The sequence below is a fragment of the Nonomuraea polychroma genome (assembly GCF_004011505.1).
In the GTDB taxonomy this organism is placed as follows: domain Bacteria; phylum Actinomycetota; class Actinomycetes; order Streptosporangiales; family Streptosporangiaceae; genus Nonomuraea; species Nonomuraea polychroma.
Window position 1 is genome coordinate 2,074,118 of record NZ_SAUN01000001.1, and the last position, 25,303, is coordinate 2,099,420.

Below are 25,303 nucleotides of genomic sequence, written 5' to 3' on the forward strand. Positions count from 1 at the left end.
AGATGAGGGTGGTCCTCGCCGGTGGGGGGACGGCCGGGCACATCGAGCCCGCGCTCGCCCTTGCGGACGCACTGCGCCATCTAGACCCCAGCATCGGCATCACCTGCGTGGGCACCGAGCGCGGCTTGGAGACGCGGCTCGTGCCCGCGCGGGGTTATGAGCTGGAGCTGGTGCCGGCCGTGCCGCTTCCAAGGGCGATCACCCCGAGCCTGCTCACTGTCCCTGGCAGGCTCGCAGGCGCGATCAACGCCACGGCCGGCATACTCGACCGCGTCAAAGCCGACGTCCTGGTCGGCTTCGGCGGTTACGTCGCAACTCCAGCCTACCTGGCCGCCAAGCGGCGTGGGCTGCCGATCGTCGTCCACGAGGCCAACCCGCGGCCCGGTCTCGCCAACCGCCTGGGCGCCCGGCTCACCGAGCACGTGTTCACCGGCTTCCCCGACTCCGCGCTGCCCAAGGCCGAGTTCATCGGCACCCCGCTGCGCCGCGAGATCGTCAATCTCGACCGGCTGTCGATGGGCGACAAGGCCCGCTCCTGGTTCGGGCTGGAGAACGACCGGCCCACGCTGCTGGTGTTCGGCGGCTCGCAGGGGGCCAGGTCGCTCAACCAGGCCGCGCTGGCCGCCGCCCCGGTCCTGCGCCGGGCCGGCGTGCAGGTGCTGCACGTGCTCGGACCGAAGAACACCGTCGAGCAGGAGCCGCCGCCCGGCGACCCGCAATACGTCCTGCTGCCCTACGTCGACCGCATGGACCTCGCCTACGCGGCCGCGGACGTGGCGCTGTGCCGCAGCGGGGCGCTGACGTGCGCCGAGCTGACCGCGGTGGGCCTGCCGGCCGCGTACGTGCCGCTGCCGCACGGCAACGGGGAGCAGCGCATCAACGCCGAACGCATCGCCAGGGGCGGCGGCGGCCTGATGGTCGATGACGCCGACCTGTCACCCGATTGGATCATTCAGAACGTGCTGCCCATGCTCCACGACCCCGAGCGGGTCGCCGCCATGTCGGAGGCCGCCTCCCGGCTGGGGCGCAAGGACGCCGATATCATGCTTGCCAGGAAAGTGTTGGAGATAGCCCGATGAGTCTCGTCAAGCTGGTCGATCCCGTACGCGTCGAAGATCTGGGACGTGTGCATTTCATCGGCGTCGGCGGCGCGGGCATGTCCGGCATCGCCCGCATCCTGCTCAAACGCGGCGTGCGGGTGTCGGGCAGCGACGCGCGCAGCTCCGAGCTCGTCACCGAGCTGCGCGAGCTGGGCGCCACCGTGCACATCGGCCACGCCGCCTCCCACATCAGGGACGTCGACACCGTGGTCGTCTCGACCGCGATCCGCGACTCCAACCCGGAGCTGGGCGAGGCGCTCAAGCAGGGGCTGCGGATCATCCCGCGGGCGGCCGCGCTGGCCTCGGTGATGGCCGGGCGCACCGCCGTGGCCATCGCGGGCACCCACGGCAAGACCACCACGACCTCGATGCTGACCGTGGCGCTGCAGAAGTGCGGCGCCGACCCGTCCTACTGCGTGGGCGGCCAGCTCGTCACCACCGGGCTCGGCGCCGACGACGGGCAGGGCACGGTGTTCGTGGCCGAGGCCGACGAGAGCGACGGGTCGTTCCTCATGCTGGCGCCCGACATCGCGGTGGTGACCAACGTCGAGGCCGACCACCTGGACAACTACGGCGACCCGCGGGCCGTGCACGACAGCTTCGCCAGGTTCGCCGACCGGGTCGGCTCGCTGCTCATCGCCTGCGCCGACGACCCCGGCGCGGCCGAGCTGGCGCGCACGGCGAGGGCGCGGGGGTTGCGGGTCAAGACCTACGGCCTCGAGGGCGAGGACTACCGCGTGAGCGGCGTGCGGCCTGACGGGTTCGGGACCGTGTTCGAGATCGAGGGCCGGGGGGCCGTGCGGCTGGCCGTTCCCGGGGCGCACAACGCGCTCAACGCCGCCGCGGCGCTCGCCGTGGCCGATGAGCTGGGGTTGCCCTTCGAGGAGATCAGAGAGGGGCTGGGGGCCTTCACGGGGGCCAAGCGGCGTTTCGAGGCCAAGGGCGAGGCGGGCGGCGTGGCCGTGTTCGACAGCTATGCCCACCATCCGACTGAGTTGTCCGCCGACCTGCGGGCCGCCCGCGACGTGGTCGCCTCCTACTCCGGCACCGGGCGGGTCATCGCGGTCTTCCAGCCGCATCTTTACTCGCGCACCCGGTTCTTCGCCGACGAGTTCGGCGCGGCGCTCGGGCTGGCCGACGAGGCCATCGTGCTCGACGTCTACGGCGCCAGGGAGGACCCCGAGCCCGGGGTGTCCGGGGCGATGGTGGCCTCGCGGGTGCCGCTGCCGCCCGAGCGGGTGGCGTACGCACCGGACCGGGCGACGGTGCCCGCGCTGGTGGCCGAGCGGGCTCGGCCGGGCGACATCGTGCTCACGATGGGGGCGGGCGACGTCACGGAGCTCGGCCCGCAGATCGTCGCCCAGCTGTCCTGAGACCTCATCCCGCCGCCCCGGGCCTGAGGCGCGGGGGCCCTGCCATGCCCGGGCACAGGGTCGTCCCGCACCGGGGGTGTGCGGCTCGCGGCGCTCGCCGGCGCGTTCTCCTCCAGGTGTGTTCGGGTGGCCACATCTTCGCCCGGTGGAGAAGGGGGCGGACGTGCACCAGGTGGCGAGGTGTTTGGGCGTGGCGCGCGGCGTCACGCCGTACTGGGGAGTAGGTTCGGTGCCGACATGGCGAGGAGGGCGATGAAGGCGCGGACGGCGTTCCTGGTGCTGCTGACGGCGGGAGTGGTGGGCACTGCCGCATGGCTCGTGTTCTTCTCGCCCGTGCTCGGCGTGCGCTCGATCGAGATCGTGGGAAATCTCACAGTCCCGAGCGAGCGGATCAAGCAGCAGGCCGGGGTGGCGGACCTCCACCCGCTCGCCACGGTGGACCTCGCCGGCGTCCAGAGCCGCGTCCTGGGCATCAGGCAGCTCGCCAGCGCGAAGGTCGACCGGGTCTGGCCCGGCACGCTCAAGATCGAGGTGGTCGAGCGGGAGCCCCTCGCCGCCATCGCCGCCGGAGGCAAGTTCGCCGTCGTGGACAAGCAGGGCGTGGTGATCGAGATCAAGTCTGCGCTCCCGCCCCTGCTGCCGCTGCTCAAGGTGGACCGACCCGCCGAGGGAGACCCGGCCATGATGGCGGCGCTGCAGGTCATCCAGGCGCTCCCCGACCAGGTGGCCTCGAAGGTCAGGGAGGTACGCGCGGGAACCGCCGAGGGCGTGACCCTGGCGCTGTCGGACGGACGTACCGTCGTGTGGGGCGGGCCCGACCGTCCCAAGGAGAAGGCCCGCATTCTGGCCTCGCTTCTCAGACGCGAGAAGGCGGCCATCTATGACGTCAGCTCCCCCGACGTGGTGACCCTGAAGTGATCAAGAGTGTCAGGGTCTGGCAAGTCCGCGGCAAGGGCATCGCCGAGCCTGTGCGAGGTGGGGGTCGCGACGTGAGAGCCTAAAGTCTGAACTTCGGCAGGGGAGTGCCCCGACCAGGCGCGACTTCGGAGCGAAACGGACAGCCCGCGACACGCCGGACGTGCTTGCGGCGCGGTTAGTTGACCCGCCAGGTAGGGGGCTCCTACTGTCCGTATCAATCCTCAGGTTGACATAAATCTAAATCTCAACCTGAGGTTGAGAGTTACCCGAACTGACAAAAAGCGGAGACAATCCGCACCGAAATGGCAAGTCAACGAGCGGAAAGGCCCCTCGTCGTGGCAGCACCGCAGAACTACCTCGCGGTCATCAAGGTCGTCGGCATCGGCGGCGGCGGAGTGAACGCCGTCAACCGGATGATCGAGGAGGGACTCAAGGGCGTCGAGTTCATCGCCATCAACACCGACGCCCAGGCGCTGCTGATGAGTGACGCCGATGTGAAACTCGACGTGGGCCGTGAGCTCACGCGCGGACTTGGCGCCGGCGCCAATCCCGACGTCGGGCGCAAGGCGGCCGAGGACCACCGTGAGGAGATCGAGGAGGTCCTCAAGGGGGCCGACATGGTCTTCGTCACGGCCGGCGAGGGCGGCGGCACCGGCACCGGCGGCGCGCCCGTCGTGGCCAACATCGCCAGGTCGCTCGGCGCGCTCACCATAGGAGTGGTGACCAGGCCGTTCAGCTTCGAGGGCCGCCGCAGGGCCATGCAGGCCGAGGCGGGCATCGAGACGCTGCGCGACGAGGTCGACACGCTGATCGTGATCCCCAATGACCGGCTGCTGTCGATCTCCGACCGGCAGGTGAGCGTGCTCGACGCGTTCAAGGCGGCCGACCAGGTGCTGCTGTCCGGTGTGCAGGGCATCACCGACCTCATCACCACCCCCGGTCTGATCAACCTGGACTTCGCCGACGTCAAGTCGGTCATGTCCGGCGCCGGCTCGGCGCTCATGGGCATCGGCCATGCCCGCGGCGACGACCGCTCGGTGGCGGCCGCCGAGATGGCGGTCTCCAGCCCGCTGCTGGAGGCCAGCATCGACGGCGCGCACGGCGTGCTGCTGTCCATCGCGGGCGGCTCGGACCTGGGCCTGTTCGAGATCAACGAGGCGGCCCAGCTCGTGTCGATGGCCGCCGCGCCCGACGCCAACATCATCTTCGGCACGGTCATCGACGACGCGCTCGGCGACGAGGTGCGCGTGACCGTGATCGCCGCCGGCTTCGACGACGTGCCGGGACCGACGGCCAAGGAGGTGCCGCGGCCGGGCAGCCGCCCCGCCGCGTCGCCGCCTCCCGCGCCGCCCGTGTCCTCGCCCGTGCGGCCGAGCGCCCCGCCGTCCCCCAGCGTGAAGTCCGAACCGCCCGCGCTGCGCCCTGAGCCGCGTGCTGAGATGCGTTCCGAGTCCCATGCGCGCGCTGCTGAGGTGCGTTCGGAGCCGCGCCCCGACTTCCGCCCTGAACCGCGCCCTGAGGCCCGTCCTGAGCCGCGTCCGGAGCCCAGGGCCGAGTTCAGGCCCGAGCCGCGTCCCGAGCCCGTGCGTCCCGTGGAGCCGGTGCAGGTGGCCGCCGAGCCTGGCGACGAGCCCGCGGCCGACGGGCCGTCCGGCCCCGTCTCGATCCCCCGGCCCGCTCCCGAGCCCGCCAACCCGCCCACGCCCATCACCTCCCGCATGTCGGAGCCCGCCAAACGTCCGCGCGTGATCTTCGAGGAACAGGAAGAGGAGCTCGACGTTCCCGACTTCCTCAAGTAACTCGGGGAACTCAACGCCGCTCCCTCAGGGACACGGGAGCGGCGCCGTCATGTGCGCCGAGTGCCGTACCGGGGAGGAGACTCACGTGAGAAGGGACGAGATCGCGGCCGGTCTCGCCGAGGTCGACGCGCGTATCGCGGCGGCCTGCCGCGCGGTGGGCCGCGACCGCGGCGAGGTCACGCTGATCGCCGTCACCAAGACCCGGCCGGCCGAGGACGTGCGCATCCTGGCCGAGCTGGGCGTGCGCGACATCGGCGAGAACCGCGACCAGGAGGCCGCGCCCAAGGCCGCCGAGCTCGCCGACCTTCCGCTGACCTGGCACTTCGTGGGCCAGCTCCAGACCAATAAGGTCCGGTCCGTCGTCGGGTACGCCGACGTGGTGCACTCCGTCGACCGCCTCAGGCTGGTGGAGGCGATCAGCAGGGAGGCGGTGCGGCAGGGCCGCAGGGTCGGCTGCCTGCTGCAGGTCGCGCTCGACGACGACCCGGCCAGGGGCGGCGCGCGGCCCGCCGACGTGCTGGAGCTCGCCGACGAGGTGGCGCTCGCCGAGGGCGTGTGGCTGGGCGGCGTCATGGCGGTGGCGCCGCTGGGCGAGGAGCCCGCGAAGGCTTTCGCCAGGCTGCGCGACATCGCCACCCGCGTGCAGGAGCAGCACCCCCGCGCCACGATGGTCTCCGCGGGGATGAGCGAGGATCTCGTGGAGGCGATCGCCTACGGCGCGACACACGTGCGGGTCGGTACGGCGTTGCTCGGTCGTCGCAAGCCCTTCGTCAGGTAATGTCCCCTCAAGTGGGTCTTCAGGTCCATGATCAGGTAGAGGTCGATCGGCGGTGAGCTCCAAGGGGGTACGGCCACCGCCTCGGAAGCCCGGTGACGGGCCTCCGAGCGAGGGCGACCATGAGCAGGAGGACGACGTAGCGATGGCCGGCGCGATGCGCAAGATGGCGGTCTACCTCGGTCTCGTGGAGGACGACCGCTACGAGAGATACGAGACCTACCCGGACGACTACGCCTACGAGGACGAGGTGCAGCGGACCGGCGAGGAGCGGGCTGTCGCGGTCCAGGACCGCGACGACGAACCCGACGCCGGGGTGCCCGCGCCCAGACCCGCCACGACGATCCTGGAGCGCCGCACGACGGATCTGGCCCGGATCACGACGCTGCACCCGCGGACGTACAACGAGGCGCGCACCATCGGAGAGCACTTCCGCGACGGCACCCCGGTCATCATGAATCTGACCGAGATGGTTGACAGTGACGCAAAGCGGCTCGTCGATTTCGCGGCAGGTCTCGTCTTTGGCCTACACGGCAGCATTGAACGTGTTACCAACAAGGTGTTCCTGTTGTCCCCTGCCAATGTCGAGGTGACTGCCGAGGACAAGGCCCGAATCGCGGAACGCGGGTTCTTCAATCAGAGTTAGAGTCTCTGTATGTCTATCGCACCCAACCGGGTCTCGCCGAGACCCAGAGGGCTCATCAGAAGTGGAGGCGCGGCCAGGCCGTGGGGATCATAGGTCAGATCTTGGTCGTTGTCCTGTCTCTCTACTTGGTGTTGCTCATCGGCAGGATGATCTTTGAGACGGTGCAGGCTTTCGCCCGCCAGTGGAGTCCTTCAGGCGTCGTCCTGGTGGTCGCGGAGGCCACATACACCGCAACAGACCCACCACTCAAGTTCCTCCGCCGTTTCATTCCTCCGCTCCGGTTGGGTACGGTGGCCTTTGACCTAAGCTTCACTGTCCTGTTCATCGTGGTCCTGATCTTGATTCAGATCGCGGGGTCGCTGCGATGACGGACCGTGTCGCGCCGGTCGTGATCCAACTCGTGTCCGCGCTGAAGTGATTCGGGTTACCGTCCTCCGGACAGACTCCCCAAGCGCGCCAAGGAGACCAAAAAATGCCGCTGACGCCCGCTGATGTGCGGAACAAGCAGTTCAGTACCACCCGGCTGCGGCCGGGCTACGACGAGGAAGAGGTCGACGCCTTCCTCGACGAGGTGGAGGCTGAGCTCGACCGCCTGATCCAAGAGAACGAGGAGCTCCGCGCGAAGCTGGCCGAGTGCCTGCGTGGGAAGGTGCCGGGCGGCATGAACATGCCCATGGCATCCGCCCCGGTCCAGGAGCAGCCCAAGCCCGAGATGATGGCGCCGCCGCAGCCGGAGCCCATGCGGGCCCCCGAGCCGCCGCCGGTGCAGCAGCCGGTCCCCGTGGCCATGAACATGCCTCCCGCCGAGGACAACATGGACACCGCGGCCCGCGTGCTCGCGCTCGCCCAGCAGACCGCCGACCAGGCGATCGCCGACGCCCGCCGGGAGGCGGACGAGACGGTGACCCGCGCCCGCCGCGAGGCCGACGAGATCCTCACCAAGGCGCGCCGCCAGGCCGAGCAGGTCATCGGCGACGCCCGCGCCCGCGCCGAGACGCTCGAGCGCGACGCGCAGGAGCGCCACCGCCAAGCGATGGGCTCGCTGGTGCAGACCCGTGACGAGCTCGAGCGCAAGGTCGAGGAGCTGCGCAGCTTCGAGCGCGAATACCGCAGCAGGCTCAAGCTCTACCTGGAAAACCAGCTCGCCGAGCTCAACGTCTCTGCCGAGGGCAGCGGTGGGTTCCCGGTCATGTCCGGTGGTCCGCAGGGTCAGGCTCCCGCCATGTCGCACGCCGTGCAGGGTGGCGGACAGCAGCCCCTTCCCGGCAGCCCCAACCCGTTCGGCGGTGAGGCTCCTCAGGGCGCTTTCCCCGGCGGTGACGGTCCGCACAACGACCGCCGGTAAAGTAACGGGTCACTAGGACCTGTCACTCGAAAGAGCCCTCTGTGATCCTTATCAGTGCTGGTTTGGTGCTCGCGGCGGTCGTGCTGCTGATCGCGGGCTTCGTACTGGCGAAGCCGTTCCTGATCATGTGGTCCATCGTGGTCAGCGTGCTGTCCGCGCTGTTCCTGGTGATCGGAGCCTTCCTGCGGCGTCACGAGCTCTTCCCCGGTGGTGGGCGGGCCGCTGCGCCGGCCACCCCTCCGGCGGGGCTCATGCCTCCCGGCTTGCCGTACAACCAGACCGGTCCTGTGGCTCACCAGCCGCCTCCTCAGCCGCCGCAGCGGACGGTGACCGTCCCGGCCGCCGCCCCGCGCCGCCCCCCGGCAGGTGGCCTCGCGCCCGACGCGATCGTGCTGGTGATCCCCGGACGCAAGCGCTACCACATGGCCGGCTGTCGTCAGCTGGCCGGACGGGAGCATGAGGAGCTCACTCACGAGGAGGCACGCGAAGAGGGCTTCACGCCCTGCACGACGTGTCTTCCTGACGCAGCGGGACGGCAGCTGCCGCCTGCCGCCGACCCCGCTGCGGCATCCCCCTCCGCGTTCGCCGCGGAGAGCCGGGCCGAGACCGCCGCGGAGACTCGCGACCTGCGTCCGCCGGTCGCGCCGCCGAAGCCCGACACCAAGGCTTCCACCCCGAGCCCGGAGCCCGCCGCCTCCCACGAGGAAGGCGCCGCCGGGTGGTTCGGCAGGCCGGCCGCCGCATCCGCCGGCCAGACCCCCTCCGCCGCCGCCCCGGAATCCGAGGACGAGCAGGCGGAGACGCAAACGTCCATTTTCAGGCCGCCGCCGTACGCGCTCAGGCCCGAGTCGCCGTCTTCCGGCGCCGCCAGCCGCCCGTCGTCCGGCGAGCCGTCACAGGCCTCCGGCAGGCCGTCTTCGTCCGCCACGACGCCGCCCGCCGGCGGGACTTCCGAGCCGTCCGGCAAGCCGTCGCAATCCTCCGGTGAGCCCTCCCGGCCGGCGGGCGAGGCCGGGACTTCTGCTGACAAGCCCGGCACATCCGCCGCCGGCAAGACAGGGACTCCTGCCGCCGGGGGTGGCCCGTCCACGGGCAAGGGGGAGAGGCCTGAGGACAAGACGGAGCGCTCGGCGGACCGTCCTGGACAGGGCGCCGGCAAGGCCGCGGCACCCGACGGCAAGACCGAGCCCTCCCTCCGCCGCCCGGGCCCGCCGGCGCCGTCCGCCGGCAAGCCTGGCACGCCCGGGGGTGGATCAGGAGAGACGGTCGCCACGCTCAGGCAACCCGGAAGGCCCGTGCGGCCCGAGAGCGCTGCCGCCGAGGACGACGACCCGGGGCCGTCCACGGCCCCACAGCCGCGTGTGCCTTCTTCCGCGGCGCCTCCCCGTCCAGGAGCGTCGGGAGGGTCCGCCGGGCCGTCTCAGCGTCCTTCTGGGGCCGCCAGGACGTTCGGACAGGCGGAGCCGGAGGAGGCGGCGGTGCTGGAGCGGCCCGCCTCCTCGGCCGAGTCGGAGGCCAAGCCCAAGGGGCCGCTGCCCCCGGGATCCGCGACCTTCGCCAGGCCTTCGAAGGAGCGGCCGTCAGGCACGGGCGCCGGGCCAGGCGCGTCCGGTGCGAAGGCCGACCCGCCCAGGACCGGCGCTCCCGCGAAACCGCAGGCCTCAGGACCCAAGATCGAGGCCACGGGTTCCAAGGGCGGCGAGGAGCCTGCCGCCGGTGCCAAGAGCGAGCGTCCTGGCACGGTGAAGGTCATCGTCGGCACCCGCCGTTACCACAGCGCCGCCTGCCCGTTGATCAAGGGTGCGGGTGAGACCGGCGTGGAGACGATGACGCTCGCCGCGGCGGAGGCGGCCGGGCTGACGAGCTGCTCGGTCTGCCAGCACGACCGGGAAACCGTCAGCTGAGCCGGCGATCGCCGTCGTAGCCGAGCCCACGCTCCCCAAACTCCTTCACGAGGCTCCGATACCCGAACAGGACGTTGTTCGCCCTGGTCGCGATGCTTGAGCGCGGGTACATCCGCACCCGGAAGGAGACCGATCGATGGTTGCCAGTGATCTTGTTCTCATTGCCGGGGCCGGTGACGTGGGCCGCGCGGTCCTCGACCGGCTGCCTGCGCAGGACGTGCCGGTGCGGGCGATGGCCGGCCGCGACGACGAGCGTGCGGCCCAGTTGCGTGCGCTCGGCGCGGAGGTGGTCATCGGCGATCTGACCCGGCCCGAGAGCGTCGTGGCCGCGCTGGAAGGTGCCGGGCGGATGTACCGGGCCTGCCGGTGGTGTACATCCGGCCGACGTCGTTCCTGGACAATCCGCTGTTCACCACGCTGGCGGCGCAGTCGATCCGGGGGAACGGCACGATCGCGCTGCCGTTCGGTACCGGGCGCACGTCGCCGGTTGCCGTGGACGACGTCGCTCGGGTGGTCGCCACCGTGCAGCGAGACCCGGCTCCGCACATCGGGCACGTCTACGAGCTGACCGGGCCACGTGCGGTCGACATGACCGAGATGGCCGAGGAGTTCTCACAGGCGCTGGGGCGTCCGGTGTCCTATGTGGACGTGCCGCTGGACCGGTGGCGGGCCGAGGTGCTCGCGAAGGCGGGCCTGCCGCCGCACACCGAACAGCACATCGCCACCATGGCCCGGCTGCACCGTGAGAACCGCTACGACCGCGCCTCCGACGACGTCGAACGTGTGACGGGCCTTCCCGCCCAGACGATCGAGGAGTTCGTGCCCGCTCGCAGGGACTTCTACCTGGGCTAGCCGTTCCGGGAGCCAGGCGGGCGAAGGTCCGGGTGCTGGACTTCGACGGCGAGGGGCGCGAGTGTGGAAGGCAGGCATCCCCCCGTCGCACAACAGCAGCCCGGTGGCCTGGACAGGCCGCCGGAACCGAACGGGAGAGGAGCCAGGCCGTGGACATGAAGCTCGAGGTCGTGGTGCTGCCGGTCGCCGACGTGGATCGGTCCAAGAACTTCTACAAGGCCCTCGGGTGGCGGGAGGACGGCGACTTCGCCGTCGGTGACGGCTTCCGGGTGGTGCAGTTCACCCCACCCGGCTCAGGGTGCTCGATCATCTTCGGCAGCGGGTCACCTCGGCCGCGCCGGGCTCGATGCAGGGCCTGTACCTGATCGTCGACGACATCGAGGCGGCACGATCGGAGCTCATCGACCGCGGGGCCGACGTGGGTGAGGTGTTCCATGACGAGGGCGGGGTGTGGCACCACGCCGGGACCGTGGGACGGGTGCCCGGCCCGGCTCCGGAACGCCAGAGTTACGGCTCTTATGCCCCGTTCAGCGACCCTGACGGCAACGGCTGGATGCTCCAGGAGGTCACCACCCGTCTTCCGGGCCGGCTGTGAGCCGGAGCCGGAGCATGGTGGCCGGGGCGCCTTCGGGAGAAGGCCGCCGCGTCCGGTTGCGGAACGCCGCGCAGGCCTCAGAGGCGCCCCCAAAGATGGGCGCGCCCCCGATGGGTCAGGCGGGGGCATGCCCGGAGATGGGCGTGCCCCCGATGGAGTCAGGCCCGGCGGAGCTGGAAGGTCAGGGCCAGATCGTCGTCCGTGTGGGACGGCAGGCCGGGCGCCGTGCCCTCCGTGACCGTCGTCGCCAGCACCTCCTCGGCCACCACGTGCGGCTCGGCGCGCAGGGCCGCGGCGAGGTCCGGTGACGAGGTGGTCCACCACAGCTCGATACGGTCCGTGATGGACAGGCCCGTCGCCTTGCGGGCCTCCTGGACGAGGCGGATGACCTCGCGCAGCAGCCCCGCGCGGCGCAGGTCGTCCGTGAGCTCCAGGTCCAGGGCCACGGTCTCGCCGGTGCCGGTGCCGATCGCGCCCGTCTCCACCGCCCAGCCCGCCCGGGGCTGCTCGTTGACGATCACGTCGTCCGGGCCGAGCATGATCTCGCCCAGCTCGTCCGCCTCCACCATGACCGTGCCACCGGAGCGGAGAGCACGCGCCACCCGGGTCGGGTCGGCAGCGCCCACCGCGGCGGCCACGAGCTTGGTCTGGGGGCCGAAACGCTTGCCCAGCGCCCGGAAGTTGGGCTTGATCGTGTAGGACACGAGATCGGCGCTGAAGCCGGACATGTCCTCGATGCTCTGGACGTTGAGCTCGTCGGCGACCAGCCCGCGCAGCTCACCCGCCAGCGACGGCCACCCGTGCGCGCCCACCAGGGCCCGCCCGAGCGGCTGCCGGGTCTTGACGCCTGACGACGCCCGGGCCGAGCGGCCCAGCTCCACCAGGCGCCGCACCAGCGCCATCTGGTCGGACAACACCGGGTTCAGCAGGTCCTCGCGCACCTCCGGCCAGGACGCCAGGTGCACCGACGAGGGCGCCTCCGCCGAGCGCAGCACGTCCCAGAGGTAGTCGGTGACGAACGGCGTGACCGGCGCCATCAGCCGCAGCACCGTCTCCAGGCACTCGTACAGGGTGGCGAACGCGTCCTCCTCGCCCTGCCAGAACCGGCGACGCGAGCGGCGCACGTACCAGTTGGACAGGTCGTCGAGGAAGTCGGCCAGGCGGCGGCCGGCGCGCTGGGTGTCGTATTCATCCAGCGACGCCGTGACCTCGGCCACCGTGCGGTGCAGCTCGGCGAGCGCCCAGCGGTCGAGCAGCGGACGCTCGGCCGGCGGCGTGGCCTCGGCGAGCCTGGCCGGCGACCACGACTCGGCGTTGGCGTAGAGGGTGAAGAACGACGAGGTGTTCCAGAGCGTCAGCAGGACCTTGCGGACGATCTCTTCCAGGGCGTTGTGCCCCACCCGGCGGGCCGCCCACGGCGAGCCGGAGCAGGCCATGAACCAGCGCAGCGCGTCGGCCCCGTGCTGGTCCATCAGCGGGATCGGCTCCAGGACGTTGCCCAGGTGCTTGCTCATCTTGCGGCCGTCCTCGGCCAGGATCAGGCCCAGGCAGAGCACGTTCTCGTAGGAGGACTGGCCGAAGACCAGCGTGCCGACGGCCATCAGCGAGTAGAACCAGCCGCGGGTCTGGTCCGTGGCCTCGCAGATGAACTGCGCCGGGTAGACGCCCTCGGGCTTGCCGCGCTCGCCCCACTGCGCGAACGGCATCGAGCCGGAGTCGTACCAGGCGTCGATGACGTCCGGCACGCGGCGGGCCTCGGCGCCGCACGTCGGGCAGTCGAAGGTCACGTCGTCGACGTACGGGCGGTGCGGGTCGAGCGAGGAGACGTCCTGGCCGGCCAGCGAGCCCAGCTCCTCCAGCGATCCGACGCACGTGACGTGCGACTCGTCCGCCGAGCACACCCACAGCGGCAGCGGCGTGCCCCAGTAGCGGGAGCGCGACAACGACCAGTCGACGTTGTTGCGCAGCCACTCGCCGAAGCGGCCCCACTTGATCGTGTCCGGGTACCAGTTGGTGTCGGCGTTCTCGGCCAGCATCTGGTCCTTGACCGCGGTGGTCCTGATGTACCAGGACGGGAGCGCGTAGTAGAGCAGCGGCGTGTGGCAGCGCCAGCAGTGCGGGTAGCTGTGCTCGAAGTGGCCGCCGCGGAACAGCAGGCCGCGGGCGCGCAGGTCCTCGGTCAGCTCCTCGTCGGCGTCCTTGAAGAACGTCCCGCCGACCATGGGCACGTCGTCGAGGAAGCGGCCGTCGGGGCCGATCGGGTTGACGACCGGCATGTCGTAGCGCCTGATCACGGCCAGGTCGTCGGCGCCGAAGGCCGGCGCCTGGTGGACCAGGCCGGTGCCGTCCTCGACCGTGACGTAGTCGCCGAGCACCACATAGTGGGCGTCCGGGATGTCGACCAGGTCGAACGGCCGTGAGTAGGCGGTGCGCTCCAGGTCGCGGCCGCTGTGGCGGGCCACCTCGGTGACGCCCTCGCCCAGGACCGGCAGCAGCGGCTCGGCGACGACGAGCACCTCGCCGTCCGCGGTGCGCGCCGCGACGTACGTCACGTCGGGGTGCACCGCCACCGCCGTGTTGGACACCAGCGTCCACGGCGTCGTCGTCCACACCAGCAGCGACGCGCCCAACTCGGCCAGCGGCCCCGAGGTCACCGGCATGCGGACGTAGACCGACGGGCTGGAGACGTTCTCGTAGCCTCCGGGCTGGCCCAGCTCGTGGTCGGACAGGCCGGTGCCGCAGCGCGGGCAGTACGGCGTGATCCGGAAGTCGCGGAACAGCAGCCCCTTGTCGAAGACGACCTTCAGCGACCACCACACCGACTCGATGTAGGACGGGTCCATGGTCCGGTACGCCTGCGACAGGTCGATCCAGTAGCCCATGCGCTCGGTCATCTGCTCGAACGCGTCCACGTGCCGCAGCACCGACTCGCGGCACTTGGCGTTGAACTCGGCGATGCCGTACGTCTCGATGTCCTTCTTGCCGGACAGACCCAGTTCCTTCTCCACGCCCACCTCGACGGGCAGGCCGTGGCAGTCCCATCCGGCCTTACGCGGGACGCTGAATCCGCGCATGGACTTGAAACGCGGGAACAGGTCCTTGAACACGCGCGCCTCGACGTGGTGCACGCCGGGCAGGCCGTTGGCGGTGGGCGGGCCCTCGTAGAAGACCCAGGCGGGGTTGCCAGCGTTCTGCTCGATGGAACGCTCGAAGATCTTCCCGTCCCGCCAGCGGTCGAGGACCTCGCGCTCGAGCGCGGGCAGGTCGACCTGCGCGGGAAGAGGGCGGAAGGTTGGGGAAGACATTTCGGGCGGGCCTCCACGCTTGGTCAATACGGCAGGACAAGCGCGAAGGGACGAAGCCGATCGGCTCCGCGGTACCACCCTTCTTGACCTCGCCCGCGGGGGCGAAGCCCTCTTCATTTGGTTGCAGCCGGTTCTAATGAGCTCGTGAGAGCCGTTCTTCCGGCGGCTCCGGGGTGATATCCCTCACAGTCGGGCCCCATCAACGCCTTGCAGTCTCAAACGATAACGCACAGTGGACGGGAAGGCTTCCAGGTTTCCCTGGTGAGGCTCTGCGGCGTCACCGCTATGGCCACAACATCGGTACGGGGGGCGTAAACGGCAACAAAGTTGTGGGAATGGACGCCGCTGAGGAGGAGTTGAATGCGCGAGGCGGGATAGTACGCAGGAGGTAAACCGTCCGGCGGGTCGTTTGCCGTTCCGTTATCTGGATCCTAAGCTGCCCGCACCCTTTACGGCCTTGATCAGCAATGGAGGCACGCCATGGCGGCAGTAACGCAGACCGCTACACCGTCGATGTGGTCGGAGGAGGAGCTGGCCGAGGTACGCGGCATGCTCCAGACGGAGATCGACGAGCTCGAGGCGGACATCCTCCGCCACGAGACGGAGATAGCCTCTGGAGACGTCACCCAGGGCGCCGGCGACGACCAGGCCGACGCCGGTGCCAAGACGTACGAGCGCGAACGCGAGATCGCCCTTACCCTGAATGCGCGCGATCTGGTCGCGCAGAACGAACGTGCGATCGCCAGGATCGACGCGGGGACTTATGGAGTGTGCGAATCGTGCCACAAGCCGATCGGCAAGGAACGCCTTCAGGCGTTCCCGAGGGCGACGCTGTGCGTGGCCTGCAAGCAGAAGGAGGAGCGCCGGTAGGCAGACCTCGGGGTCGTCTGTTCGCCGTCCTCATCGTGCTGGCGGCCGTGGTCTACGCGGCCGACCTCATCACCAAGACGGTGGTGCTGCGGACGCTTGAAGGCGAGCCGCCGCTGGTCGTCATCCAGGACGTCCTGCAGTTCCGGGTGATCTTCAATTCCGGTGCCGCGTTCAGCATCGGCACCGGGATGACCTTCGTCTTCACACTGATCGCCGCCGCGGTCGTGGTCGCCATCGTGCGCACCGCACGCAAGCTGGGCAGCCGGGCGTGGGCGATCACGCTCGGCCTGCTGCTCGGCGGGGCGCTCGGCAACCTCACCGACCGGCTGCTGCGCTACCCGTCGGGCATCGGCCGGCCCACGCAGCTCCAGGGGCACGTCGTGGACTTCATCGAGGTGCTGCCGGGGCATTTCCCCATCATCGACTACTTCCCGGTCTTCAACATCGCCGACTCGGCGATCGTCTGCGGCGGCATCCTCGCGGTCATCCTCGCCTGGCGCAACGTGCAGATCGACGGCTCCAGGGAGACCAGGGAGGAGACGAAGGATGACTGAGCAGCGCAGCCTGCCGGTGCCCGACGGGCTGGAGGGCGAGCGGCTCGACGCCGCGCTCTCGCGGCTGTTCGGCTTCTCCCGCACCCGCGCGGCCGAGCTGATCGGCGCGGGGGAGGTGCTGGTCGACGGCCGGCAGCCGGCCAAGTCCGACCGCGTGCACGCGGGCGCGTGGCTGGACGTGACCTTGCCCCCGCCCGTGACCACGCCCATGCCGGTGGCCGAGCCGGTGCCCGGCATGACGGTCGTCTACGAGGACGACGACTTCGTGGTGGTCAACAAGCCGATCGGGGTGGCGGCCCACCCGACCGTCGGCTGGACGGGGCCCACGGTGATCGGCGGGCTGCTCGGGGCCGGGCACACGATCGCCACCAGCGGGGCCGCCGAGCGCCAGGGCATCGTGCACCGCCTGGACGCCAACACCACCGGGGCGATGGTCGTGGCCAAGAGCGAGCACGCGTACTCGCGGCTCAAGCGCGCCTTCAAGGAACGCACGGTCGACAAGCGTTACCACGCGCTGGTCCAGGGGCATCCCGACCCGTTCAGGGGCACCGTGGACGCGCCCATCGACCGGCATCCGTCAGGCGACGGCCGCTTCGCGGTGGTGGCCGGCGGCAAGCCCTCCATCACCCACTACGACACCGTCGAGGCGTTCCGCGCGGCCTCGCTGCTGGACATCAAGCTGGAGACCGGGCGTACGCACCAGATCAGGGTGCACATGGCGGCGCTGCGCCACCCGTGCGTCGGCGACCTGCTCTACGGCGCCGACCCGACGCTCGCCGCCCGGCTGGGGATCACCCGGCAGTGGCTGCACGCGGTCGCACTCGGCTTCGAGCACCCGTCGACGGGTGAGTGGATGTCGTTCAGCACCGACTATCCGCAGGACCTGCAGAAGGCGCTCGACATCGTCCGCGACGAGTCCTGACCCCATCCGGCGGTCGCGCGGTCAGTCGTCCTTCTCGGACTCCTTCTTGTCCACATCCGACGCCCTGCCGTTGCCGGAGCCCTCGACCATGTCGGGTGACTCGGCCGGCGTCTCCTCCTTGTCCTCCTTATCGCCCTTATCGTCTTTGTCCTCCTTGGACTTGGTCGGCGTCGGCTCCTCGGACGGGGTTCGCTTCTCGCGGTCCGGCGTCCTGGGCTGCTCCCTGGTGGGAGGCGGGGAGCTCTGCGACGCCGGCGGCTGGTACGCCGACTCGGGGGAGGACTGCGGGACCGTCTCCGAGGGCGACGACGGGGAGGACGACGGGGTCAGGGACGTGGTCACCACGACGGGCGTGGGCGGAGGCGGGCGGGGTGTGTCGGCGGGCCGGCTGGACCACCAGGCCGCGCCGCCCGTGACCAGGCCCACGAGCAGCGCGCCCGCGCCGATCGCGGCCAGCGGCAACCTGCGCCGCGGCCGCCCCGCGGCGCCGGCCGTGACGGCCAGGGGCACGGGACCCGTCTGCGCGGGGACACCGCCCGCCACGATCGCGGTCAGCCGCCGCTCGGCCTCCTCCAGCGTCATGCGCTCCCCCGGGTCCTTGCGCAGCAGCCCGTACAGCACGGGGGCGAGCACGCCCGCCCGGGCCAGCGGCTCCGGCTCGGCATGCATGACCGCGCCGAGCGTGGCCAGCGGGTTGTCCCGCTGGAAGGGCGAGTGTCCCTCGACCGCCATGTACAGCGTCACGCCCAGCGACCACAGATCCGACGCGGGCCTGGCCGAGCCGCCCGCCGCACGTTCGGGCGCCATGAAGGCGGGGGTGCCGATCAGGACGCCCGTCCTGGTGACGGGAGCCTCGTCCTCCGTGGTGGCGATGCCGAAGTCGGTGAGCACCGCCCGGCCGTCCTCGGTGAGCAGCACGTTGTCCGGTTTGACGTCGCGGTGCAGCACCCCGGCCGCGTGCGCGGCGCGTAGCGCCTCCAGCAGTTGCAGCCCGACGTTCGCGGCCTCGAGAGGGGGCATCGGACCGTCCTCGCGGATCAGCTCGCCTAAGGTGCGCGATTGCACGAGTTGCATGATGATCCACGGGTGGCCGCGCTCCTCCAGCACGTCATAGACGGTCGCCACGCCGGGGTGCGCCACGCGGCCGGCCGCCCTGGCCTCGCGGAACGTGCGCACCGAGAACACCTCGCGCTCCGGCCCCGTCAGATCAGGAGGCGGCAGCACCTCCTTCACGGCCACGTCGCGGCCCAGCACCTCGTCGTGCGCCTGCCACACGGTGCCCATGCCGCCCTTGCCGATCGTTCTGAGCAGGCGATATCTCCCGCCGATCGTCCCTTCTGAATCGGACATGCACGGCGACTACCCCAGAAGCATCCGGGCAAGCGCGGTGACGACCGCGGCCGCGGCCAGGACGACGAGGAACGGCGCCCGGAGCAGCAGCGCCACGGCGGCCGCCCCGAGCCCCGCCGTGCGGGCCGGGTCGAAGCGCAGCCCGCCCGCCTCCGTGAACACCTGCACCGCGATCAGCGCCGCCAGCAGCGCCACCGGCACCAGTTCGGCGAACCTGCGCACCGCCGGATGGTCCAGCACCCGCCGCGGCGCCGCCAGCCCGGCCAGCTTGAGCGCGTAGCAGCCGGCGCAGACCGCGGCGATCGCCCACCACAGCGTCATCGCGCCATCACCACCAGCACCGCGGCCGCCGACAGCAGCACCGGCACGCCGGGCGGCAGGAACGGCGTGGCGCACAGCGCGATCACCGCCGCGACCGCGGCCAGCAGACGCAGCTCCTTGCTCGCCGCCAGCCGGGGCCACAGGATGGCCAGGAAGGCGGCCGGGCCCACCGCGTCCAGCCCCAGCACCCCCGGGTCGCCCAGGAAGGACGTGCCGTAGGCTCCCGCCAGGGTGCAGAGGTTCCAGGTGATGTAGAGGCTGGCGAACGTGGCCGTGAACCCGGCGCGCGCCGCCCGCTCGTCCGGCTGGGCGAGCGCCACGGCCGTGGTCTCGTCGATCACGCCGTGGGCGGCCAGCAGCCGGCGCGGGCCGCGTACCTGGAGCAGGTCGGCCAGGCGCAGGCCGTACAACGTGTTGCGGCCGCCGAGCAGCAGCGCCCCCGCGGTGGCGGCCACCAGGTCGCCGCCCGCGCCCACGGCCCCCGTCAGGGCGAACTGCGAGGCGCCCGTGAACGTCAGCAGGCTCAGCACGCACGCCTGCGGTACGGTCAAGCCGGCGATGATCGCGGCGGCCCCGAAGGCGAGCCCCGACAGCCCCACCGCCACGCCCACGCCCAGACCGTCCCGCACGGCGGCGGAACGATGTGTTGTCCGATCCATGGGGCGAGAGGCTAGGCGGTGGAGGAATCACCAGTCTTGTACGTTCCTGCAGCGCGCTGGTACGCAGCGGGTGGCACGCCCACAATGCGGCGGAAATGACGGGTCAGGTGGGCCTGGTCGGTGAAGCCCACCTCGGCGGCCACCCGCGCCGGCCGCATCCCCGACTCGAGGAGGTGGCGCGCCCGGCGGACCCGCAGCGACGTCAGGTAGGCGTGCGGCGGCAGCCCCGTCGCCTCCTTGAACGCCCGCAGCAGCGCGAACGGCCGAGCCCCCACCGCGCCGGCCAGATCGTCCAGCGTCGGCGGGTCCACCAGGCTTTCGTGCAGCAGGTCGCGTGCCTCCCGCACGGCCCGCCCGCCCTCGCCGAGCAGCGCCGCGGGCGGCCGCGGCGCGCCGTGGCGGATCAGCAGCCGGGCGAACAACGTGCGGCTCAGCGTCGAGGCGGCCAGCGCGTCGCCGCGCTCGGCCGCCTGGTGCGCCCTGCCGAGCAGCGCCGCCACCGGGTCGTCGCGCACCACCTGCTCGGGGAAGTGCGGCGTCCCGTACGGCGCGCCCAGCTCGGCCGCGATCCCGGCCAGCGCGTCGATGGACGGGTAGAGCATGCGGTACGACCACCCGCCGGGCACGCCGGCCTGACCGGTGTGCACGGCGTCCGGGTTGACCAGCACCAGCTCGCCCGCGCCCGCCCGGTGGGTGACGCCGCGGTAGTCGAACTCCTCGACGCCCGTGACGATGAGGCCGATGGCGTAGCCGTCGTGCACGTGCCGCGAGAAGCGGTGGGTGACGTAGCGGGCCTTGAGCAGGTCCGTCTCCGGCACCGCCGGGTGCCGGAAGAAATGCGCCTGCTCTTTCACAGCGGTCTGAACGTCCTGGCGAATTTGTCGAAGTAGTGCCTGTCCTGATCCCAGCGGGATTCCGTCGTCTCCCAGTAGAGGGCGAAGGGGCGGCCGTCGGCGGTGTGGAACCCGCGGTTGATCACGTGGATCAGCTGCCCGCCGCGCATCCGGGTGAACTCCCAGTCCGCGGCCGCGCGGCCGCGGTAGCGCACCGGGGTGATGCCGATACGGGTGTAGTCCTGGAACTCGCCCTTGGCCCGGATCTCCTTCTCCAGGGCGAACCAGGCCTGCTCCGGTCGCTTCCAGCGAACCTCGGGAGTGGTCCACTCCACCTTCATCGTCCCGGGGGAGTCCGGGCCCTTGATCGAGATGCTGTCCCTGGTGGGGCTCTTCGTGGCCTGCCACCCCGCGGGCATCGCGATCGAGAACCGGCCGGCCGGGCTGGTGAACGTCCGCCATCCGGCGGGCACCGTCCGGGCGGGCGTGGGCGCAGGGCTCGTCGTGCCCGTGGAGGGAGTGGGTGTCGGACTCGGGGTCGGGGCCGTCCGGTTGGTGTAGAGCAGCGTGCCGCCCGTGCCCAGGGCGGCCGCCACCGCCACGGCGGGCAGCGTGATCCACAGCGTCTTCCCGCGGCGCGGCCGCTGCCGGGCGGTCGTGCGCGGCTCGCCCGCGGTCGGGTACGCCTGGCCGTCGCTCGTCGGCAGCCCCGTGGCGCCGGTGGCCGTCTGGCGCGGATCCTCCCCCGTGACCGCCTGGCGCGGATCCCGCGTGGCCGTTGCCTGGCGTGGGTCCTGCGCGGCGGTCGCCTGGCGCGGGTCGCCGGGGGCGTTGATCGCGGCCTCGTGGAGGAGCCGGGCGGCCTCCTCGGCCGGCATCCGCGCGCCCGGGTCGCGCCGCAGCAACCCCATGATGACCGGCGTCAGCGCACCGGCCCGCGCCGGCGGCTCCGGCTCGTCCCGCAGCACGGCCGCCATCGTCGCCGCCCACGACTCACGCTTGAACGGCGGCTCGCCCTCGACCGCCGCGTACAACGTCGCGCCCAGCGACCACAGGTCGGACTCCGGCCTGGCCTGCTCGCCGTTGAGCCGCTCGGGCGGCATGTACGCGGGCGTGCCCACCAGCCCGCCGCTCGCCGTCAGCCCCACCTCGGCCTCCAGCGAGGCGATGCCGAAGTCGGTCAGCACGACCCTGCCGTCGTCGGCCAGCAGGACGTTCTCCGGCTTCACGTCGCGGTGCAGCACTCCGGTGGCGTGCGCGGCCCGCAGCGCGTCCAGCACCCGCCCGCCGATCAGCGCGGCCTGCGCGGGCCGCAGCGGCCCCTGCTCGCGCACCACCTGCGCCAGCGAGCGGGAGCGCACGAGCTGCATGACGATCCACGGGCGGCCGTCCTCCTCGACGACGTCGTGGACGACGACCACCGAGGGGTGGTCGAGGCGGCCCGCCGCCCTGGCCTCCCTGATGGTCCGGCGGTTGAGCTCGGCCCGCTTGGCCTCGCCGACGCCCGCGTAGCGAACCTCCTTGATCGCCACCGTGCGGTCGAGCAGCTCGTCATAGGCACGCCAGACCACGCCCATGCCGCCCTCGCCGAGCGGCTCGATGAGCCTGTAACGCTTGCTGAGCTGCACGTCGAAAGCTTACTTGGCCGGTTTGAACGTCGCGCAGAACCCCTCGAAGAGGTCGTAGTCCTTCTTCCAGTGGCTGTCGAGCGTGTGCCAGTAGATGGCGTACGCCCGCCCGTTGTCGGTGACGAAGCCCCGGTTGCGCACCCGGGTCTTGCCCGTGTTGGTGTTCCAGGTGAAGTCCCAGTCCGCGGCGGCCTTCATGTAGTCGACCTTCTTGATGTCGAGCAACTTGTAGCCGCCGAAGTTGTGCTTGAGGGACGGTTCCTGCTTCTTCCAGTCCTTGTACGGGTCCGTGCCCGGGTTCGCGGCCTCCTCGATCATGAGGTACGCGTTCGGAGCCGCCCCCGGGCCCCTGAACCTGACCTGCCTGCCGCTGCGGGTCAACACGTCCCAGCCCTTGGGCAGCCCGATGGAGAAGCCCATCTTCTTGTCCTTGTACATCTTCCAGCCTGCCGGCAGCGCGTCAGCCGACTTGGTGGGGCTCGGACTCGGGCTGGGGCTGGAGGTGGCGGACGGGCTCGGCGACGGCGACGCGGACGGCTCCGCCGAGGGCGACTGCGAGGCGTCCGGCGAGGCCTGCGGGGGCGTCGCGGTGACCCAGGCGGCCTGCTGCGACCTGTCGGGGTCCGGCGTGCTGTCCTCGGGAGCCGAGCTCAGGCCGAGGTAGCCGCCCATGCCGGCGACCAGCAGGACCGCCACGGCCGCCGCGATGATCGGCCCCGGCCGACGGGGATCGGGCCTGCCCGCGTCGATCGTGGACTCGGCGGGCGGCTTCGGGCCGGAGGTCGCCGGGGTGAGCCGCGCACCGGTCTCGGGCACGTCCACCGGGACGGGCGCGAGATTCGGGTCCGTCGGCGTGTCGTCCTCGGCCGGCGCCTGGTGCGCGGCGGGCGGGGCAGGCTGGGCGGGCTGGTAGGGCGGCTTGCGCGGCTTGCCCAGCCCGGCCGCCTTGTGCGGCTTGGTGGGCCCCGGAGCTTCCAGCCGCTGTGCCGCCGGGAACTGCGCGGTCGGCGGTGCGCTCGACTCCGCGATGGCCGCGCGCAACATCCGCGCGGTCTCCTCGTACGTGAGCCGCTGCACCGGCTCCTTGCGCAGCAACCCGCTGATCACCTCGGCCAGCGGGCCGGCGTTCCTGGCGGGATCCGGCTCGTCGGTCAGCACGGCGTGCATGGTGGCCAGGGCCATGCCGCGCTCGTGCGGCGAGCGGCCCTCCACGGCCGTGTAGAGCGTGGCGCCCAGCGACCACAGGTCGGACTCGCGCCGCGCGGGCAGGCCCTTGAGCCGCTCGGGGGCGATGAACGCCGGCGTGCCCGCCAGCCCCGTCACGGTCAGCTGCGTCTCGGTCTCCAGGGTGGCGATGCCGAAGTCGGTGAGCACGACCCTGCCGTCGTCGGCCAGCAGGACGTTCTCCGGCTTGACGTCGCGGTGCAGCACGCCCGCCTCGTGGGCGCGGTACAGCGCGTCCAGCACCGCCAGGCCGATCTCGGCCACCCGCTTGGGCGGCAGTGGCCCGTCCTGCTTGATCACGGCGCCGAGCGACCGTGACTGGACGAGCTGCATGACGATCCAGGGTCGGCCGTCCTCCTCGATCACGTCGTGCACGACGATCACGTTGGGATGCTCGAATCTGGCCGCCGCCCTCGCCTCGCGCATCGTGCGCCGGTTCAGGAGCTGCACTTCCTCGCCCAGGGCGGCCGCGTACCTGACCTCCTTGACCGCGACCGTGCGGTCGAGGAGTTCGTCGTGGGCTCGCCAGACGATGCCCATCCCGCCCTTGCCGATGGGTTCCTGCAGCTGGTAGCGGCCGGCGATGCGGCGTCCGTCCTGCTTGCGATCCGACATCAACGGCCTCAAACCCTCCCTCTAGGCCAAGAAATACTCCCATAGCGAGGGATCAACGGCGACTCGCCTGAAGGTCAGTCCGCCATGTGAGAACGACCGTCCAGCAGGTGGAGGGTGGGGTAGGGTGCTGAATATGACTTGTCGCCATGCGTTTACCGAGCCGGCTCCGGGAGAGCCGGTCGTCCGCTAGCGACCACCTGGAGTCGGCACAAGGCAGAGACGCCCGTCTCTGCCTTTTTGGTTTTTCCTCGCCGGCTTCAGGGAGCCGGCCCGAATGTGGAGTCGCGGATGTCATCGACGATGGAACGGCACGCGGTCGCCGTCGGAGACCTGCTCGTGGGCGACGGGCCCGCCGTGGTGATCGGCAGCAGGGTGAGCCTGCGGGCTCATGGCGGGCGGGCGGACCCGTACGAGGTGCTGCGGGGGCGTGCCACGCTGGCGGAGCCGTACTCGGCGGCGGACTTGCCGGCGATCGCCGAGCTGGCGGACGCCGTGGTGGTGGGGGCCTCGTGGACGCGCGACATCCCGCTGGTCCGCGCGGCGGCCGGGCTGGGGCTGCCGGTGGTGGTCGAGCGGCGGGCGTCGGCGTCGGTGGAGGAATGGCTGGGCCTGGCCGACTACTGCGCGGTCGAGGGCGACGGGCGGGTGATCCTCTGCGAGGGTGGCCGGCCCGGTCGAGCTCAGGGCGGCTGGCCCGACCTCGGGCTGATGCGGGCGGCCTGGGCCGCCTCGGGCCGCCCGGTGCTGGCCGACGTCTCCCATGACATCGGGTTGTCGGCCGCCGCGGTGGCGGCCGGTGCCGACGGACTGATCGTCGAGAGTGCGGGCCTCGAACAGGAGACAGACCCGCTGACGGCCCTGCGCGTGGCGGAGGAGGCCGTGACCGTCGTCGGCGCGCTGTTGCGCCCAGAGACGCCTGCCACGTTGCCGGAGTGCCGTGCGGCGATCGACCGCGTGGACGCCGCCCTCGCCACGCTCCTCGAACACCGCGCCGAGCTGGCGGGCATCGTGCAGCGCATCAAGCCGGTCGGCGGGTTCGCGGGACGGGACATGGCCCGGGAGCGTGCCCTGGTGGCGCGGATGGCCTTGCGCGCGCCCGCGCTGGGCGAGGCCCGTCTCGCCCCCATCATGAACGCCGTGATCGAAGCGGGCCTTCACCTGGCCGAGGAACGTGCCGCCCAGTAGGGTCAGCTCGTGATCATGTCGCTCGCGTCCGGTATGGCCGCTGCCCAGGACACACTGACGTGGGCGTCGCGGATATCCCTCGGCCTGGCGTGGCTGCTGTTCTTCTTAGGGTTCTTCGTCGTCATCCGGTGGCTCTGGAGAAAATGGCATGAGTCACGCCCCTCAATCCATGCGGGCCCTCCAGATCCGTCGTGGAACTCACGCCCTCGTCCGGGACAGATCTGGTGGGCTGACGTGCCGTTCTCCGATGGCTCGGGATCCAAGGTCCGCCCTTGTCTGGTGATACGGACTCATGAGCGGGCCATCGAGGTTCTCAAGATCACGAGTCAGGACAAATCCGGCCGGCGTGATTGCGTGGCGATACCCACGAAAGGCTGGGACAAGCGGTCGCGAAAGAACAGCTGGCTCGACCTGGGACAGACTTATCTGCTCTTCGACGACGCGGTCGGCAACATCGCAGGATCGTGCGACGCGATGACGTGGTCGGCTGTGACGAGACGGCACCGTACCGGTTGGGTCTACGTCTAGGC

General features: G+C 71.3%; 24 protein-coding genes and 1 pseudogene. 18 read left to right on the forward strand and 7 right to left on the reverse strand.

What is annotated here, in order from left to right; all coding sequences use genetic code 11:
- Positions 1 to 2 precede the first annotated feature (2 nt).
- The 13 genes and pseudogenes from murG (at position 3) to EDD27_RS09255 (ending at position 11,307) form a co-directional block, all read left to right on the forward strand.
- Complete coding sequence (murG, locus tag EDD27_RS09205) at positions 3 to 1,079, forward strand: undecaprenyldiphospho-muramoylpentapeptide beta-N-acetylglucosaminyltransferase (RefSeq protein ID WP_127932018.1); 1,077 nt, start codon at positions 3 to 5, stop codon at positions 1,077 to 1,079.
- Positions 1,076 to 2,473 carry a UDP-N-acetylmuramate--L-alanine ligase gene (murC, locus tag EDD27_RS09210; protein WP_127932019.1) on the forward strand — a complete coding sequence of 466 codons (1,398 nt, stop codon included), beginning with the start codon at positions 1,076 to 1,078 and terminating at the stop codon, positions 2,471 to 2,473. The genes murG and murC overlap by 4 nt, the downstream gene beginning before the upstream one ends.
- 252 nt (positions 2,474 to 2,725) lie before the next feature.
- A complete protein-coding gene (locus tag EDD27_RS09215; protein ID WP_127932020.1) occupies positions 2,726 to 3,391 on the forward strand; it encodes a cell division protein FtsQ/DivIB in 666 nt (221 codons plus the stop codon).
- Between the two features lie 335 nt (positions 3,392 to 3,726).
- Entirely contained in the window at positions 3,727 to 5,190 is a 1,464-nt protein-coding gene (ftsZ, locus tag EDD27_RS09220; RefSeq protein ID WP_206641319.1) for a cell division protein FtsZ, read from the forward strand.
- Positions 5,191 to 5,239: 49 nt separating this feature from the next.
- A complete protein-coding gene (locus EDD27_RS09225; RefSeq protein ID WP_127932021.1) occupies positions 5,240 to 5,968 on the forward strand; it encodes a YggS family pyridoxal phosphate-dependent enzyme in 729 nt (242 codons plus the stop codon).
- 142 nt (positions 5,969 to 6,110) lie between these two features.
- A complete protein-coding gene (locus tag EDD27_RS09230; protein ID WP_127932022.1) occupies positions 6,111 to 6,611 on the forward strand; it encodes a cell division protein SepF in 501 nt (166 codons plus the stop codon).
- Between the two features lie 80 nt (positions 6,612 to 6,691).
- Positions 6,692 to 6,979, forward strand: a complete 288-nt coding sequence (locus EDD27_RS09235) for a YggT family protein (protein ID WP_127932023.1) — start codon at positions 6,692 to 6,694, stop codon at positions 6,977 to 6,979.
- A 104-nt stretch (positions 6,980 to 7,083) separates the two neighbouring features.
- Entirely contained in the window at positions 7,084 to 7,956 is an 873-nt protein-coding gene (locus EDD27_RS09240; protein WP_127932024.1) for a DivIVA domain-containing protein, read from the forward strand.
- 41 nt (positions 7,957 to 7,997) lie between these two features.
- Positions 7,998 to 9,860, forward strand: a complete 1,863-nt coding sequence (locus tag EDD27_RS09245; RefSeq protein WP_127932025.1) for a hypothetical protein — start codon at positions 7,998 to 8,000, stop codon at positions 9,858 to 9,860.
- A 136-nt stretch (positions 9,861 to 9,996) separates the two neighbouring features.
- Positions 9,997 to 10,191 (forward strand): annotated as a pseudogene (locus EDD27_RS58575) (NAD(P)H-binding protein); the annotation flags it as partial.
- Positions 10,192 to 10,226: 35 nt separating this feature from the next.
- Positions 10,227 to 10,712 (forward strand): NmrA family NAD(P)-binding protein, encoded by a 486-nt coding sequence (locus tag EDD27_RS09250; protein WP_206641320.1) that lies wholly within the window; start codon positions 10,227 to 10,229, stop codon positions 10,710 to 10,712.
- 155 nt (positions 10,713 to 10,867) lie between these two features.
- Positions 10,868 to 11,077, forward strand: a complete 210-nt coding sequence (locus EDD27_RS56370) for a VOC family protein (protein WP_421917260.1) — start codon at positions 10,868 to 10,870, stop codon at positions 11,075 to 11,077.
- A complete protein-coding gene (locus tag EDD27_RS09255) occupies positions 11,011 to 11,307 on the forward strand; it encodes a VOC family protein (protein WP_241563934.1) in 297 nt (98 codons plus the stop codon). The genes EDD27_RS56370 and EDD27_RS09255 overlap by 67 nt, the downstream gene beginning before the upstream one ends.
- A 158-nt stretch (positions 11,308 to 11,465) precedes the next feature.
- On the opposite strand, the gene ileS is transcribed toward EDD27_RS09255, so the two are convergent.
- Positions 11,466 to 14,612, reverse strand: coding sequence for an isoleucine--tRNA ligase (ileS, locus tag EDD27_RS09260; RefSeq protein WP_127932026.1), 3,147 nt, complete (start codon positions 14,610 to 14,612; stop codon positions 11,466 to 11,468).
- 480 nt (positions 14,613 to 15,092) lie between these two features.
- Here ileS and EDD27_RS09265 point away from each other — a divergent pair, with 480 nt between their 5' ends.
- The 3 genes from EDD27_RS09265 to EDD27_RS09275 are packed head-to-tail and all read left to right on the forward strand — an operon-like array spanning position 15,093 to position 16,958.
- Positions 15,093 to 15,482 carry a TraR/DksA family transcriptional regulator gene (locus EDD27_RS09265; protein WP_127932027.1) on the forward strand — a complete coding sequence of 130 codons (390 nt, stop codon included), beginning with the start codon at positions 15,093 to 15,095 and terminating at the stop codon, positions 15,480 to 15,482.
- A 35-nt stretch (positions 15,483 to 15,517) separates the two neighbouring features.
- Positions 15,518 to 16,036, forward strand: a complete 519-nt coding sequence (lspA, locus tag EDD27_RS09270; RefSeq protein ID WP_206641321.1) for a signal peptidase II — start codon at positions 15,518 to 15,520, stop codon at positions 16,034 to 16,036.
- Positions 16,029 to 16,958, forward strand: a complete 930-nt coding sequence (locus EDD27_RS09275; RefSeq protein WP_127932028.1) for an RluA family pseudouridine synthase — start codon at positions 16,029 to 16,031, stop codon at positions 16,956 to 16,958. Before lspA ends, EDD27_RS09275 begins: the two co-directional genes overlap by 8 nt.
- Positions 16,959 to 16,979: 21 nt before the next feature.
- Here EDD27_RS09275 and EDD27_RS09280 read toward each other — a convergent pair whose 3' ends face one another.
- From EDD27_RS09280 to EDD27_RS09305, 6 genes are read right to left on the reverse strand one after another with little or no spacing between them, the layout of a single operon-like run.
- The gene (locus EDD27_RS09280; protein ID WP_127932029.1) at positions 16,980 to 18,308 is read right to left on the reverse strand and encodes a serine/threonine-protein kinase; all 1,329 of its coding nucleotides are present in this window, start codon (positions 18,306 to 18,308) and stop codon (positions 16,980 to 16,982) included.
- Positions 18,309 to 18,317: 9 nt separating this feature from the next.
- The gene (locus tag EDD27_RS09285; RefSeq protein WP_127932030.1) at positions 18,318 to 18,629 is read right to left on the reverse strand and encodes an AzlD domain-containing protein; all 312 of its coding nucleotides are present in this window, start codon (positions 18,627 to 18,629) and stop codon (positions 18,318 to 18,320) included.
- Positions 18,626 to 19,288 carry an AzlC family ABC transporter permease gene (locus tag EDD27_RS09290; RefSeq protein WP_127932031.1) on the reverse strand — a complete coding sequence of 221 codons (663 nt, stop codon included), beginning with the start codon at positions 19,286 to 19,288 and terminating at the stop codon, positions 18,626 to 18,628. The genes EDD27_RS09285 and EDD27_RS09290 overlap by 4 nt, the downstream gene beginning before the upstream one ends.
- Positions 19,289 to 19,299: 11 nt before the next feature.
- Positions 19,300 to 20,142 (reverse strand): AraC family transcriptional regulator, encoded by an 843-nt coding sequence (locus EDD27_RS09295; RefSeq protein WP_241563935.1) that lies wholly within the window; start codon positions 20,140 to 20,142, stop codon positions 19,300 to 19,302.
- Positions 20,139 to 21,749, reverse strand: a complete 1,611-nt coding sequence (locus EDD27_RS09300; RefSeq protein WP_127932032.1) for a serine/threonine-protein kinase — start codon at positions 21,747 to 21,749, stop codon at positions 20,139 to 20,141. The genes EDD27_RS09295 and EDD27_RS09300 overlap by 4 nt, the downstream gene beginning before the upstream one ends.
- Positions 21,750 to 21,758: 9 nt before the next feature.
- Positions 21,759 to 23,588 (reverse strand): serine/threonine-protein kinase, encoded by a 1,830-nt coding sequence (locus EDD27_RS09305; RefSeq protein ID WP_127932033.1) that lies wholly within the window; start codon positions 23,586 to 23,588, stop codon positions 21,759 to 21,761.
- Between the two features lie 288 nt (positions 23,589 to 23,876).
- On the opposite strand from EDD27_RS09305, the gene EDD27_RS58250 reads away from it, so the two are divergent.
- Both EDD27_RS58250 and EDD27_RS09315 read left to right on the forward strand, forming a co-directional pair.
- Positions 23,877 to 24,773 carry a chorismate mutase gene (locus EDD27_RS58250; protein WP_127932034.1) on the forward strand — a complete coding sequence of 299 codons (897 nt, stop codon included), beginning with the start codon at positions 23,877 to 23,879 and terminating at the stop codon, positions 24,771 to 24,773.
- A 15-nt stretch (positions 24,774 to 24,788) separates the two neighbouring features.
- Entirely contained in the window at positions 24,789 to 25,301 is a 513-nt protein-coding gene (locus EDD27_RS09315) for a type II toxin-antitoxin system PemK/MazF family toxin (protein WP_127940577.1), read from the forward strand.
- The last annotated feature ends 2 nt before the right edge of the window (positions 25,302 to 25,303 follow it).